The following is a 12,891-nucleotide window of genomic DNA, read 5'->3' on the forward strand; positions in this document are numbered from 1 at the left end:
CCGCCGGGCGCCCCCGGGCCGACAGCACACGACCACAACGCCGCACAACCGTGGCCACACCCTGGCCACACGACACGGCGGACCGGAAACCACCCCGGCACCGGACAGACCGAGACGCCGGGCGCCCCCGGGCCGACAGCACACGACCACAACGCCGCACAACCGTGGCCACACCCTGGCCACACGACACGGCGGACCGGAAACCACCCCCGCACCGGACAGACCGAGACGCCGGGCGCCCCCGGGCCGGACGGGGTGCCGCGACGTGGTGACGTGGTACGGCGACCGGGGAACGACCCCGGTGCCGGGTGGCCAGGTGCGCGAGGCGGGTGGGTTGCGGAGGACGAGGAGGCCGGGCCGTACGCGCCCGGTACGCCGTACCGGCCACCGAATCCGGGCACCAATCCCTACCTCCGGGTGCCTGACGAACTGCGGGAACCGGAGGACGCCCGGCCGCCCGGGGCGGAGCGGCCCCTTGATGTCGGGTCCGGGCCCGGGCCCGAACACGGCACGGCGGACGAGGAGCCCCCCGCCCCCGGCGACGTGCACGGCGCTCCCACCGTCGTGCGGCCCGTCGGCCCGCCGCCGCGTGGTCCCCGGCAGGCGCCGGGGCCGAGGGCCGGGAACGGGCCGCCCGCCCGGCCCGACGACGGGCCGCCGCCGCCTCCGCCTCCTCCGCGGAAGCCGCGGGATGGGAGGTGACCGGCGAAGGGAACAGGACGCCGTTCCGGTGCGTAGGGTTCACGCCACCGAGGCGACATGCGGTGTTCGCTGTCCGCCAGACGGACCTCCAGGGCGGTATGCCCCGCCCGCCGGATACGGTGGAACCACCATGAGCGCTTCGCAGACCTCGTCTTCCGACGTCCCTGCCGACGTCCCCACCCTCCTCGTGAAGATCTTCGGCAAGGACAGGCCGGGCATCACCGCCGGTCTCTTCGACACCCTCGCCGCCTACTCCGTCGACGTCGTCGACATCGAGCAGGTCGTCACCCGTGGCCGGATGGTGCTGTGCGCGCTCGTGACCGAGCCGCCGCCCGGACTCGAAGGGGACCTGCGGGCGACCGTCCACAGCTGGGCCGAGTCGATGAAGATGCAGGCGGAGATCATCTCCGGCCTCGGCGACAACCGCCCGCGCGGGCTGGGCCGCTCCCTGGTCACCGTGCTCGGGCACCCGCTCACCGCCGAGGCGACGGCGGCGATCGCCGCGCGGATCACGAAGACCGGCGGCAACATCGACCGTATCTTCCGGCTCGCCAAGTACCCCGTGACCGCCGTCGAGTTCGCCGTCTCCGGCGTGGAGACCGAGCCGTTGCGCACCGCCCTGGTGACCGACGCGGCCAGGCTCGGCATCGATGTGGCGGTCGTCGCCGCCGGCCTGTACCGGCGCGCCCAGCGCCTGGTCGTGATGGACGTCGACTCGACGCTGATCCAGGACGAGGTCATCGAGCTGTTCGCCACGCACGCCGGGTGCGAGGACAAGGTCGCCGAGGTGACGGCGGCCGCGATGCGCGGGGAACTGGACTTCGAGCAGTCCCTGCACGCGCGCGTGGCGCTGCTGGAAGGGCTGGACGCCTCGGTCGTGGACAAGGTGCGCAGCGAGGTACGGCTGACGCCCGGCGCCCGCACCCTGATCCGTACGCTGAAGCGGCTCGGCTACCAGGTCGGTGTCGTCTCGGGCGGCTTCACCCAGGTCACCGACGATCTGAAGGAGCGGCTCGGGCTGGACTTCGCCCACGCCAACACCCTGGAGATCGTCGACGGCCGGCTGACGGGCCGGGTCACCGGCGAGATCGTCGACCGGGCGGGCAAGGCCCGGCTGCTGCGCCGGTTCGCCGCGGAGGCGGGTGTACCGCTGTCGCAGACGGTGGCGATCGGTGACGGCGCCAACGACCTGGACATGCTGAACGCGGCCGGTCTCGGGGTCGCCTTCAACGCCAAGCCGGTGGTGCGGGAGGCCGCGCACGCCGCGGTGAACTTCCCGTTCCTGGACACGGTCCTGTACCTGCTGGGCATCACACGCGAAGAGGTCGAGGCGGCGGACATCCTCGACATCGGCTGAACCACGCGGGAAGGGCCCGGCACCGCACCGGCGCCGGGCCCCTGTCACACGAGGACGGTCACTCGGCCGGCGCCCAGTAGTCCCGCAGCGTGGCCACGCCCGGCTCCAGGCTCTTCCACGCGCCGGTGAACGACAGCACGGCGAAGGCGGCGGCCGGGAAACCGCGGCGGGCCATCCGCTCCCGGGCCTCGTCCTCGCCGGAGCCCGCCAGGACTTCGGCGAGGCCCTGGATACCCGGGTTGTGCCCGACCAGGAGGATGGTCTGCGCGTCGTCGGGGGTCTCGTTGAGCAGAGCGATCAGCTCGCCCGGCGAGGCATCGTAGATCCGCTCCTCGTAGACGGTTTTCGGCCGCTGCGGGAACTCCTGGACGGCGAGCTTCCATGTCTCCCGGGTCCGGACCGCGGTGGAGCACAGGGCCAGGTCGAAGGCGAGACCGGTGTCGGTCAGCCTGCGCCCGGCCTCCGCCGCGTCCATACGGCCCCGGTCGGCGAGCGGACGCTCGTGATCGGTCACCTGCGGCCAGTCGGCTTTCGCATGGCGGAAGAGGACAATCCTGCGGGGTTCTGCGACGCTCATGAGATCCAGCTTCGCATGAAACACGCCATGTGGCGCAGGGAGTTGACCACCGGCTTCGGCTGTGATCAGCGGGTTGTCAGCTGCTGCACTCGCTCCAGGAGGTGGGCGATGGCGGGCCCGCCGGTGGCCGCGTGCGCGTCGGACGGGTTCAGGATCAGGGCGAGCAGCGCGGTGAAGGCGAGGACGGGCAGGGCGAGGGCCCACCAGGGCAGCCGGTCGGCGGCACCGCCCCGGGTCGCCGGGCAGGGCCGGGTGTGCGTGGGGACCGACATGGGTGCCTCCGCTCTCCGAGTGGTCGGTGACCGTCTCGCGGTCACACCCTCGAAGCTACGGAATCCGCGGCTGCCGACCCATCCGGTGATCCACCCACTCGACCCTGACCCTCACCCCCTAGGGGACAGGGGGGCCAGCCCCACCATGGGTGCCTGGGCCGGGTGTGCGCCGGTCATGGTGAGGCGATGGTCGCGATGACGGCGATGACGATGAAGATCGCGAAGAAGGCGCCGAAGACGAGCAGCATCTTCTTCTGACCGTGCTGGGGGTTCGGGTCGAGCACTGGCATGGGGCCAGTCTCCCACCCGGGGTGCCCGCCGGGTGCCCCGGGGTGTCCCCGGGTCCGGGGCGGGGCTCAGCGGGCGGCCTCGTCCTCCACCGTGCGGTCGCGGCCGGCCAGGAAGCCGACGGCCATCTGCGGGATCATCAGGGCGCTCATCAGCGCGATCGGCAGGCCCCAGCCGCCGCTGTGCTGGTAGAGGACGCCCACCAGCAGCGGTCCGGGGATGGAGATCAGGTAGCCGGTGCTCTGCGCGAACGCCGACAGCCGGGCCACGCCGGGGCCGGTCCTGGCCCGCATGCCGACCATGGTCAGGGCGAGCGGGAAGGCGCAGTTGGCGATGCCCAGCAGCACGGCCCAGGCCCAGGCTCCGGCGGCGGGCGCGAGGTACAGCCCCGCGTAGCCGGCGAGGCCGCAGACGCCCAGGGCGAGCACGATCGGGCCCTGGTGGGGCAGCCGGGTGGCCAGGCGGGGTATGACGAAGGCCAGGGGCACGCCCATGACCATGGTGACGGCCAGCAGCAGGCCGGCGGTGCCGGCGGGCACACCGGCGTCCCGGAAGATCTGCGCCATCCAGCCCATGGTGATGTAGGCGGCGGTGGCCTGGAGTCCGAAGAAGACGGCCAGGGCCCAGGCGGTACGGCTGCGGGTCATCCGCAGCCGGGGCGCCTCCTCGCGCGCGTGCTCGGCCGTGGCGGCAACCTGCGGTTCCCGGGCCTGGGCGGGCCCGTCGCCGCCGGTCCGGGCGGCCTCGGCCTCCTCCCCCGCCCCGGGCGGTGTGACGCGCCCCCGGACGAAGGGCAGCCAGGGCAGGACCGCCGCCACGGCGAGCCCCGCCCACAGGGCCAGACCCGTCTGCCAACTGCCGCCGAGGGCGTCGGTCAGGGGCACCGTCACGGCGGCCGCGAGGGCGGTGCCGAGGGCGAGGGCCATCGAGTACAGGCCGGTCATGGAACCCACGCGGTCGGGGAACCAGTGCTTGACGATGACCGGCATCAGGACGTTGCTGACCGCGATGCCCATCAGGGCCAGGGCGCTGCCGGCCAGGAAGCCGGCCGTGCCGCCGACGTAGGGGCGGACGATCAGGCCGGTGGCGATGGCGGCCATGCCGGCGCACACCACGGCGCCTGCGGTGAAGCGGCGGGCCAGCCGCGGGGCCATGACGCCGAAGGCGGCGAAGCACAGCGGCGGCACGGAGGTGAGCAGTCCGGCCACGCTGCCGCTCATGCCGAGCCCGTCGCGGACCTCCTCCAGGAGGGCGCCCAGGCTGGTGATGGTGGGACGGAGGTTCAGCGCGGACAGCACGATGCCGAGGACGAGCAGCCGCATCGTCCACACGCGCGTGGACGCGCCGCCCGGTTTCCCGGCGTCGTGCGCGGCCGAGCTGCGTACGGGCGGGGGCGTCGTCGTCCGGGTTTCCTCACGAGGCATGAGACCCATCATAGAATCATGGGATGATTGACTGTCCAATCACCGGCTGCCCTCCGGCACCCCGCGCGTGGGAAGGTGTGCCATGCCCCTGAGCCATCCTCGTCGTTCGGCCCTGTCCGAGCAGGTCATCGCCGCGTTGCGGGCGCAGATCACCTCGGGCGAGTGGCCCGTCGGCTCCCGGATCCCGACCGAGCCCGAACTGGTCGAGCAGCTGGGCGTCGCGCGCAACACGGTCCGTGAGGCCGTTCGGGCCCTGTCGCACAACGGGCTGCTGGACATCCGCCAGGGTTCCGGCACGTACGTCGTGGCGACGAGCGAGCTGGCGGGTGTGATGCAGCGGCGGTTCGCCGAGGCCGACCCCCGGCACATCGCCGAGCTGCGCTCCACGCTGGAGTCGGCCGCCGCCCGGCTCGCCGCCGAGCGGCGCACGGAGAGGGACCTCAAGCAGCTCGACGCGCTGCTCCTGCGGCGCGAGGAGGCCTGGGAGTCGGGCGACAAGGAGGCGTTCGTGACCGCGGACGCGACCTTCCACCTGGCCGTGGTGTCCGCCTCCCACAACGACGTGATGACGGCCATGTACGCGGATCTGGGCGAGGTGCTGCGGGACTGGCTGCGCGAGGACGTCGGCGAGAGGCTGACCCCGGAGACCCACATGGACCACGGGCGGCTGCTGGAGGCGATTCGCGCGGGCGAGCCGGACACGGCGGCGGCGGAGGCCGCGCGCTATCCCTTCCTGTGCCGGCTGGGCGGGATCAGTTCTCCCTCCGGTGACTGATCCACACGTCGCCGACCTCTTTCCAGCACCGTCCGGTCAGCCGCACGGTCTGCGCGGGTCCGGCCGCGACCGGCGAGCTGTCGGTGTCGATGTCCCACCAGCGTGCGCACTCCACGTGCAGGCTCACGCGGTCGGTCTCCGGGTACGGGTTGTGGCAGTACACGGTCACCCTGGAGCCGGTCACACGGATCCGGCAGGCCGCGCCGAAGGGCTCGGCGGACTCACGCTCGTCGGCCGGCACGCGCCCGCGGGGCACCGCCTCGTACGCCACGGTCAGCACGAGCGCGGCGACGACGGACAGTGAGGCCATTCGGCGGGACAAGCGCACAAGGGGACCTCCTCGGCCGTGCTGGGGAGGGGCTCGCGTGGTGAACGCGTACTCCAGGGTGCCCAGGTGCGGGCCTGGCCCGCCCGGCCTGCTGAGCCGAACGGGTGACGCCCCGCTCCCCGCGCGTTGCGGGAAACGGGGCGTCGCCGGACGCGGGGGGGATCAGGCTCCGATGGCGTGCAGACCACCGTCCACGTGGATGATCTCGCCCGTGGTCTTCGGGAACCAGTCGCTCAGCAGCGCCACGACACCGCGGCCGGCCGGCTCCGGATCCTTCAGGTCCCACTCCAGCGGGGAGCGGGAGTCCCACACGGACGCCAGCTCGCCGAAGCCCGGGATGGACTTGGCGGCCATGGAACCGAGCGGGCCGGCCGAGACCAGGTTGCAGCGGATGTTCTGCTTGCCCAGGTCACGGGCCATGTAGCGGCTGGTGGCCTCCAGGGCGGCCTTGGCCGGGCCCATCCAGTCGTACTGGGGCCAGGCGAACTGCGCGTCGAACGTCAGACCGACGACGGAGCCGCCGTTCTGCATCAGCGGCAGGCAGGCCATGGTCAGCGACTTCAGGGAGTACGCCGAGACGTGCATGGCGGTGGCCACCGACTCGAACGGCGTGTTGAGGAAGTTGCCGCCGAGGGCGTCCTGCGGGGCGAAGCCGATGGAGTGGACGACCCCGTCGAGGCCGCCGAGCTCCTCGCCGACGATGTCGGCCAGGCGGCCGAGGTGCTCGTCGTTCGTCACGTCGAGCTCGATGACCTTGGTGGGCTTGGGCAGCTTCTTGGCGATGCGCTCGGTCAGCGTGGGCCGCGGGAACGCCGTGAGGATGACCTCGGCGCCCTGCTCCTGGGCCAGCTTGGCGGTGTGGAAGGCGATGGAGGCCTCCGTCAGCACACCGGTGATCAGGACGCGCTTGCCCTCGAGAATTCCGCTCATGGTGATCAGTGACCCATTCCCAGTCCGCCGTCAACGGGAATGACGGCTCCAGTGATGTACGAGGCGTCGTCCGAGGCGAGGAACCGCACCGTCGCGGCGATCTCCTCCGGCTGGGCGTACCGGCCGAGCGGAACCTGCTTCACGATGTTCTCGCGCTGCTCGTCGGTGAGCGCCTTGGTCATGTCGGTGTCGACGAAGCCGGGCGCGACGACGTTGAAGGTGATGTTGCGCGAGCCCAGCTCACGGGCGAGGGAACGCGCGAAGCCGACCAGCGCGGCCTTGGAGGCGGCGTAGTTCGCCTGGCCGGGACCGCCGTACAGCCCGACGACCGACGAGATGAGCACCACGCGGCCCTTCTTGGCGCGCAGCATGCCGCGGTTGGCGCGCTTGACCACGCGGAAGGTGCCGGTGAGGTTGGTGTCGATGACCGAGGTGAAGTCCTCCTCGGACATGCGCATCAGGAGCTGGTCCTTGGTGATGCCGGCGTTGGCGATGAGGATCTCGACGGGGCCGTGCGCCTCCTCGATCTCCTTGTAGGCCTGCTCCACCTGCTCGGCATCGGTGATGTCGCATCTGACCGCCAGGAAGCCCGTGGGCGGCTCACCCGAACGGTATGTGATGGCGACCTTGTCGCCGGCATCGGCGAAAGCGCGGGCGATGGCGAGGCCGATGCCCCGGTTGCCTCCGGTGACGAGAACCGAGCGGCTCAACGGATCACCCTTTCCATAGCGGTTTGATACCCCGCCCGGCGCCTGGACGACAGGCGGTGACGACAGGCGGCTTCCTCGAAAACCTATCGGTCCGGGCAGCCCCGCGGAGAATCGGGCACCGACAGTGGCGTAGGGGACTCGCTGTCGGATCCCTACAGAAAGCCTCTTGTCCGACCCATCAAACTCATGGCCCGCGCGCGGGATGGACGACATGATCGGAGCAGTCAGACGCACGGCAACCACGGTCACCTCGACAGAAAGAGACGGCGGTGCCTCATACCATCGACGAGGCCTTCACGGCCCTCCCCCTACGCGCCCTCGCCGACGCGGCCCTCGCACGCGCGCGTGCGCTGGGCGCCGAGCACGCGGACTTCCGGTTCGAGCGGGTGCGGGGCGCCTCCTGGCGGTTCCGGGACGCCAAGCCCGCCGGGTCGTCGGACACCACCGACCTCGGGTACGCGGTGCGGGTGGTGCACGGCGGTACGTGGGGCTTCGCCTCCGGCGTCGACCTCACCATGGACGCCGCCGCCAGGGTCGCCGGGCAGGCGGTGGCGATGGCCAGGCTGTCCGCCCAGGTGATCAAGGCGGCCGGGTCCGACGAGCACGTCGAGCTGGCCGACGAGCCGGTGCACGCGGACAAGACATGGATCTCGTCGTACGAGATCGACCCCTTCTGCGTGCCCGACGAGGAGAAGGCCGGGCTGATCGCGGAGTGGAGCGCGCGGCTGCTGGCGGCCGACGGGGTCGACCATGTCGATTCCTCGCTGCTCACGGTCCACGAGAACAAGTTCTACGCCGACACCGCCGGGACCGTGACCACGCAGCAACGGGTGCGGCTGCACCCGGTCTTCAACGCGGTCTCGGTCGACGAGTCGAGCGGCGAGTTCGACTCGATGCGCACCCTCGCGCCGCCGGTGGGACGCGGCTGGGAGTACCTGCGGGGCACCGGCTGGGACTGGGAGGGCGAGCTGGAGCGGATCCCGGAGCTGCTCGCCGAGAAGATGCGCGCGCCGAGCGTCGAGCCGGGCCTGTACGACCTGGTCGTCGACCCGTCCAACCTCTGGCTGACCATCCACGAGTCCATCGGGCACGCCACCGAGCTCGACCGGGCCCTCGGCTACGAGGCCGCCTACGCGGGCACCTCCTTCGCCACCTTCGATCAGCTGAACAGGCTGCGCTACGGCTCGGAGCTGATGAACGTCACCGGCGACCGCACCGCCGAGCACGGCCTGGCCACCATCGGGTACGACGACGAGGGCGTCGCGGGCCAGTCCTGGGACCTGGTCAAGGACGGCACGCTCGTCGGCTACCAGCTGGACCGGCGCATCGCGAAGCTCACCGGCTTCGAGCGGTCCAACGGCTGCGCCTACGCGGACTCCCCCGGACACGTGCCGGTGCAGCGCATGGCCAACGTGTCGTTGCGGCCGGATCCGGCCGGGATGTCCACCGAGGACCTCATCGGCGGCGTCGAGCGCGGCATCTACGTCGTCGGCGACCGGTCCTGGTCGATCGACATGCAGCGCTACAACTTCCAGTTCACCGGTCAGCGCTTCTACCGGATCGAGAACGGGCGGCTCGCCGGGCAGCTGCGCGATGTCGCCTACCAGGCGACCACCACCGACTTCTGGGGCTCGATGGCGGCGGTCGGCGGGCCGCAGACCTATGTGCTCGGCGGCGCCTTCAACTGCGGCAAGGCCCAGCCGGGCCAGGTCGCCGCCGTCTCGCACGGCTGCCCGTCGGCCCTCTTCAAGGGCGTCAGCATCCTCAACACGACCCAGGAGGCCGGTCGATGAGCGCGCGTTCCAGCAAGCCGCACGAGGTCGTCGAGCGCGCCCTCGAACTGTCCCGGGCGGACGGCTGTGTCGTCATCGCCGACGAGCAGTCCACCGCCAACCTGCGCTGGGCGGGCAACGCGCTGACCACGAACGGCGTCACGCGCGGGCGCACGCTCACCGTCGTCGCCACGGTCGACGGCAAGGAGGGCACGGCCTCCGGGGTCGTGTCACGGTCGGCCGTGACCGCCGACGAGCTGGAGCCCCTGGTGCGGGCCGCCGAGGCCGCGGCGCGCGGCGCCGCACCCGCCGAGGACGCGCAGCCACTGGTCACGGGCGTGGAGCGGTCACCGGAGTTCACGGAGGCCCCCGCCGAGACCTCCTCGGCCGTGTTCGCCGACTTCGCCCCGGCGCTCGGCGAGGCCTTCGCACGCGCGCGTGCGGGCGGCCGTGAGCTGTACGGCTTCGCCAACCACGAGCTGGTGTCGTCGTACGTCGGCACGTCCACGGGGCTGCGGCTGCGGCACGACCAGCCGAACGGGACGCTGGAGCTGAACGCCAAGTCCCCGGACCGCACCCGGTCCGCGTGGGCCGGGCGCTCCACCCGGGACTTCAAGGACGTCGACCCAGCGGCGCTGGACGCGGAGCTGGCCGTACGCCTGGGGTGGGCCGAGCGTCGTGTGGAGCTGCCGGCGGGGCGCTACGAGACGCTGCTGCCGCCGACGGCCGTGGCGGACCTGCTGATCTACCAGATGTGGTCGGCGTCCGGCCGGGACGCGGTGGAGGGCCGCACGGTGTTCTCCAAGCCGGGCGGCGGCACGCGGGTCGGCGAGAAGCTCACCGACCTGCCGCTGACGCTGCGCAGCGACCCGAACGAGCCGGGCCTGGAGTCGGCGCCCTTCGTGATCGCGCACTCCTCGGGGGGCGATCAGTCGGTGTTCGACAACGGGCTGCCGCTCGCGGCCACCGAGTGGATGCGCGAGGGCAAGCTGCGGCACCTGACGACCAGCAGGCACAGCGCGGGCCTGACCGGGCTGCCGGTCGCACCGGGCATCGACAACATCGTCCTGGACGGCGGCGAGGACCGTTCCCTGGACGAGATGGTCGCGGACACCGAGCGCGGGTTGCTGCTGACCTGCCTGTGGTACATCCGGGAGGTCGACCCGGCGACGCTGCTGCTGACGGGCCTGACCCGGGACGGCGTCTACCTCGTCGAGAACGGCGAGGTGACGGGCGAGGTGAACAACTTCCGGTTCAACGAGTCACCGGTCGGGGTGCTGGGCCGCGCCACGGAGGCGGGACGGACCGAGAAGACCCTGCCGAGGGAGTGGAGCGACTGGTTCACCAGGGCGGCGATGCCCGCGCTGCGCGTCCCCGATTTCAATATGAGCTCGGTCAGCCAGGGCGTATAACCTCGTAGTCGGCTGTCACCCGACTGCCCGAAGATCATCGAGGAGACACGAGAACCGTGACGGACATCGTCGACGAGCTGAAGTGGCGCGGGCTGTTCGCCCTGTCCACTGACGAGGACGCTTTGCGCAAGGCGCTCGCGGACGGTCCCGTCACGTTCTATTGCGGTTTCGACCCGACGGCGCCGTCGTTGCATGTGGGGCACCTGGTGCAGGTGCTCACCGTGCGCCGGCTCCAGCAGGCCGGTCACCGTCCGCTGGCGCTGGTCGGCGGGGCCACGGGCCTGATCGGCGACCCGCGCCCGACCGCGGAGCGCACGCTGAACGACCCGGAGACGGTCACCGGCTGGGTCGCCAAGCTGCGCGCCCAGATCGAGCCCTTCCTGGACTTCGAGGGCGAGAACGCGGCCGTGATGGTCAACAACCTCGACTGGACGGAGGGACTCTCCGCGATCGAGTTCCTCCGGGACATCGGCAAGCACTTCCGCGTCAACAAGATGCTGACGAAGGACTCCGTGGCCCGCCGCCTGGAGTCCTCCGAGGGCATCAGCTACACGGAGTTCAGCTACCAGCTCCTGCAGGGCATGGACTTCCTCCAGCTCTACCGGCGCCACGGCTGCACGCTGCAGCAGGGCGGCAGCGACCAGTGGGGCAACCTCACGGCGGGCCTGGACCTGATCCACCGTCTGGAGCCCGACGCGACGGTGCACGCGCTGGCGACGCCGCTGATGACCAAGGCGGACGGCACCAAGTTCGGCAAGACCGAGGGCGGCGCCGTCTGGCTCGACCCGGAGATGACGACGCCGTACGCGTTCTACCAGTTCTGGCTGAACGTGGACGACCGGGACATCTCCCGGTACCTGCGCATCCTGTCCTTCCGCTCCCGTGCGGAGCTGGAGGAGCTGGAGCGGCAGACGGAGGAGCGTCCACAGGCCCGGGCCGCGCAGCGGGCCCTCGCCGAGGAGCTGACGACGCTGGTGCACGGCGCCGACCAGACGGCCGCCGTGATCGCCGCGTCCAAGGCCCTTTTCGGGCAGGGCGAGCTGGCGGAGCTCGACGAGAGGACGCTGGCCGCGGCCCTCTCCGAGGTGCCGCACATCCAGGTCGCCGAGCTCGGCCCGGCCGTCGACCTCTTCACCGAGGTCGGTCTGGTGGCCAGCAAGTCGGCCGCGCGCCGCACGGTCAAGGAGGGCGGCGCCTACGTGAACAACGTCAAGGTCGCCGGCGAGGACGCCGTCCCCGCCAAGGAGGACCTGCTGCACGGCCGCTGGCTGGTACTGCGCCGGGGCAAGAAGAACCTGGCGGCGGTCGAGGTCACGGGCGCCTGAGAGCACGGTGAAGGGGGCGGCCTCCGGCGGTGCCGGAAGCCGTCCCCTTGGCCCTGTCAGGCCCTGCGTCTGTCCCCCCGGGCCGCTGTCCAGGCCCGGTCACCGAGACCGACGAGGATGACCGCGGCCACCAGTTGGAAGACGTGCCGCCACCAGTCGATGCCCGCCGTGGCGTCGACACCGGCCGCCCGGGCGATGGCATTGCCGGCGATGCCGCCGATCATGCCCAGGATGACGGTCAGCCACAGCGGAATATGCTGCTTGCCCGGAATGATCGCCTTGGCGATCAGACCGAGCACCAGTCCTACGATGATCGCCCACAACCAGCCCATCGCTGCCTCCTCGTACGGCTCGACGTGAGCACTACCGTCAGTGTCGGCCCAGGCGTCCCACGCCGCATGCCGAGAGGGCCGTACGCGCGACGGCGCAGGCCCGTCCGCCCCGGTGAGGCGCACCCGGCCTCGTGGCGGGCGCGGGCGCGGCGTAGCGTGGGAGGTGTCCCGGTCAGGTTTCCCCGACCGGCCGTGGGCGGCTACGGGGCGGGGAAACTCCGATACGGGCGGATGGTGGAATGCGATGCGGAAGCAGCGTGGCGACGGCAACGTCCAGGTTTTCCGGATCACCGGTGCCCGGGCGGGACTCCAGGAAGACGTACGCGGGCGGCAGCGCCGCTACGTGATCTCGATGACGGTCCGCACGATCTCCGTGATCCTCGCGGCCACCCTGTGGAACGTCGAACGGCATGTCGCCGTCGTGGCGTTGGTGCTCGGGCTGGTGCTGCCGTACATCGCGGTGGTGATCGCGAACGCCGGGCGCGAGAACGCGCCGTCTCTGCCGTCGACGTTCGTGGCGCCGCCGGCGCGTCCGATGATCGCACCGTCGGGGCCGGACGACGGTCCGGCGGAACCCGTCGCGGAAGATGCCGTGTCCGGGACGGTGCCGGGTGCGCGGAGCGAGTCGCACGAGCGATAGGGGTCTCCCGGGGTGAGACCACGGGAGATCAGGAAGGGAAGCCATCT

14 protein-coding genes are annotated in these 12,891 nt (G+C 71.6%); 6 read left to right on the forward strand and 8 right to left on the reverse strand.

Features of this window, described 5'->3' with window-relative positions:
• The first annotated feature begins 832 nt into the window (after positions 1-832).
• Positions 833-2,059, forward strand: a complete 1,227-nt coding sequence (serB, locus tag ABTX62_RS17730) for a phosphoserine phosphatase SerB (protein WP_352117021.1) — start codon at positions 833-835, stop codon at positions 2,057-2,059.
• A 58-nt stretch (positions 2,060-2,117) separates the two neighbouring features.
• Here the strand turns inward: serB and ABTX62_RS17735 are convergent, their stop codons facing one another.
• The 4 genes from ABTX62_RS17735 to ABTX62_RS17750 all read right to left on the reverse strand — a co-directional run bounded on the left by ABTX62_RS17735 (position 2,118) and on the right by ABTX62_RS17750 (position 4,632).
• Positions 2,118-2,636: a SixA phosphatase family protein gene (locus ABTX62_RS17735; protein ID WP_352117022.1), complete on the reverse strand. Its 519-nt coding sequence runs from the start codon at positions 2,634-2,636 to the stop codon at positions 2,118-2,120.
• Between the two features lie 65 nt (positions 2,637-2,701).
• The gene (locus tag ABTX62_RS17740; RefSeq protein ID WP_352117023.1) at positions 2,702-2,908 is read right to left on the reverse strand and encodes a hypothetical protein; all 207 of its coding nucleotides are present in this window, start codon (positions 2,906-2,908) and stop codon (positions 2,702-2,704) included.
• Between the two features lie 173 nt (positions 2,909-3,081).
• The gene (locus ABTX62_RS17745) at positions 3,082-3,198 is read right to left on the reverse strand and encodes an SGM_5486 family transporter-associated protein (protein WP_097215821.1); all 117 of its coding nucleotides are present in this window, start codon (positions 3,196-3,198) and stop codon (positions 3,082-3,084) included.
• A 66-nt stretch (positions 3,199-3,264) separates the two neighbouring features.
• Entirely contained in the window at positions 3,265-4,632 is a 1,368-nt protein-coding gene (locus ABTX62_RS17750; RefSeq protein ID WP_352117024.1) for a CynX/NimT family MFS transporter, read from the reverse strand.
• Positions 4,633-4,702: 70 nt separating this feature from the next.
• Between ABTX62_RS17750 and ABTX62_RS17755 the strand changes: the two genes are divergently transcribed.
• Positions 4,703-5,395 (forward strand): FadR/GntR family transcriptional regulator, encoded by a 693-nt coding sequence (locus ABTX62_RS17755; protein WP_352117025.1) that lies wholly within the window; start codon positions 4,703-4,705, stop codon positions 5,393-5,395.
• On the opposite strand, the gene ABTX62_RS17760 is transcribed toward ABTX62_RS17755, so the two are convergent.
• From ABTX62_RS17760 to fabG, 3 genes are all read right to left on the reverse strand, one after another.
• Complete coding sequence (locus ABTX62_RS17760; protein WP_352117026.1) at positions 5,373-5,723, reverse strand: hypothetical protein; 351 nt, start codon at positions 5,721-5,723, stop codon at positions 5,373-5,375. The two genes, ABTX62_RS17755 and ABTX62_RS17760, sit on opposite strands and share 23 nt — an antisense overlap.
• Positions 5,724-5,885: 162 nt before the next feature.
• Complete coding sequence (gene fabI / locus ABTX62_RS17765) at positions 5,886-6,653, reverse strand: enoyl-ACP reductase FabI (protein ID WP_283972160.1); 768 nt, start codon at positions 6,651-6,653, stop codon at positions 5,886-5,888.
• Positions 6,654-6,658: 5 nt separating this feature from the next.
• Positions 6,659-7,363 (reverse strand): 3-oxoacyl-[acyl-carrier-protein] reductase, encoded by a 705-nt coding sequence (gene fabG, locus ABTX62_RS17770; protein WP_283972159.1) that lies wholly within the window; start codon positions 7,361-7,363, stop codon positions 6,659-6,661.
• Positions 7,364-7,632: 269 nt separating this feature from the next.
• On the opposite strand from fabG, the gene ABTX62_RS17775 reads away from it, so the two are divergent.
• From ABTX62_RS17775 to tyrS, 3 genes are read left to right on the forward strand one after another with little or no spacing between them, the layout of a single operon-like run.
• Positions 7,633-9,156: a TldD/PmbA family protein gene (locus tag ABTX62_RS17775; RefSeq protein ID WP_352117027.1), complete on the forward strand. Its 1,524-nt coding sequence runs from the start codon at positions 7,633-7,635 to the stop codon at positions 9,154-9,156.
• On the forward strand, positions 9,153-10,547 hold the full coding sequence (locus tag ABTX62_RS17780; protein WP_352117028.1) for a metallopeptidase TldD-related protein: 1,395 nt from the start codon (positions 9,153-9,155) through the stop codon (positions 10,545-10,547). Before ABTX62_RS17775 ends, ABTX62_RS17780 begins: the two co-directional genes overlap by 4 nt.
• Before the next feature lie 56 nt (positions 10,548-10,603).
• Positions 10,604-11,872 carry a tyrosine--tRNA ligase gene (gene tyrS, locus ABTX62_RS17785; protein ID WP_352117029.1) on the forward strand — a complete coding sequence of 423 codons (1,269 nt, stop codon included), beginning with the start codon at positions 10,604-10,606 and terminating at the stop codon, positions 11,870-11,872.
• Between the two features lie 56 nt (positions 11,873-11,928).
• Here tyrS and ABTX62_RS17790 read toward each other — a convergent pair whose 3' ends face one another.
• The gene (locus ABTX62_RS17790; protein WP_352117030.1) at positions 11,929-12,204 is read right to left on the reverse strand and encodes a GlsB/YeaQ/YmgE family stress response membrane protein; all 276 of its coding nucleotides are present in this window, start codon (positions 12,202-12,204) and stop codon (positions 11,929-11,931) included.
• Between the two features lie 244 nt (positions 12,205-12,448).
• Between ABTX62_RS17790 and ABTX62_RS17795 the strand changes: the two genes are divergently transcribed.
• On the forward strand, positions 12,449-12,844 hold the full coding sequence (locus ABTX62_RS17795) for a DUF3099 domain-containing protein (protein ID WP_352117031.1): 396 nt from the start codon (positions 12,449-12,451) through the stop codon (positions 12,842-12,844).
• Positions 12,845-12,891 lie beyond the last annotated feature (47 nt).

Origin of the sequence: Streptomyces sp. NPDC096046 (assembly GCF_040303285.1) — a bacterium.
In the GTDB taxonomy this organism is placed as follows: Bacteria; Actinomycetota; Actinomycetes; order Streptomycetales; family Streptomycetaceae; genus Streptomyces.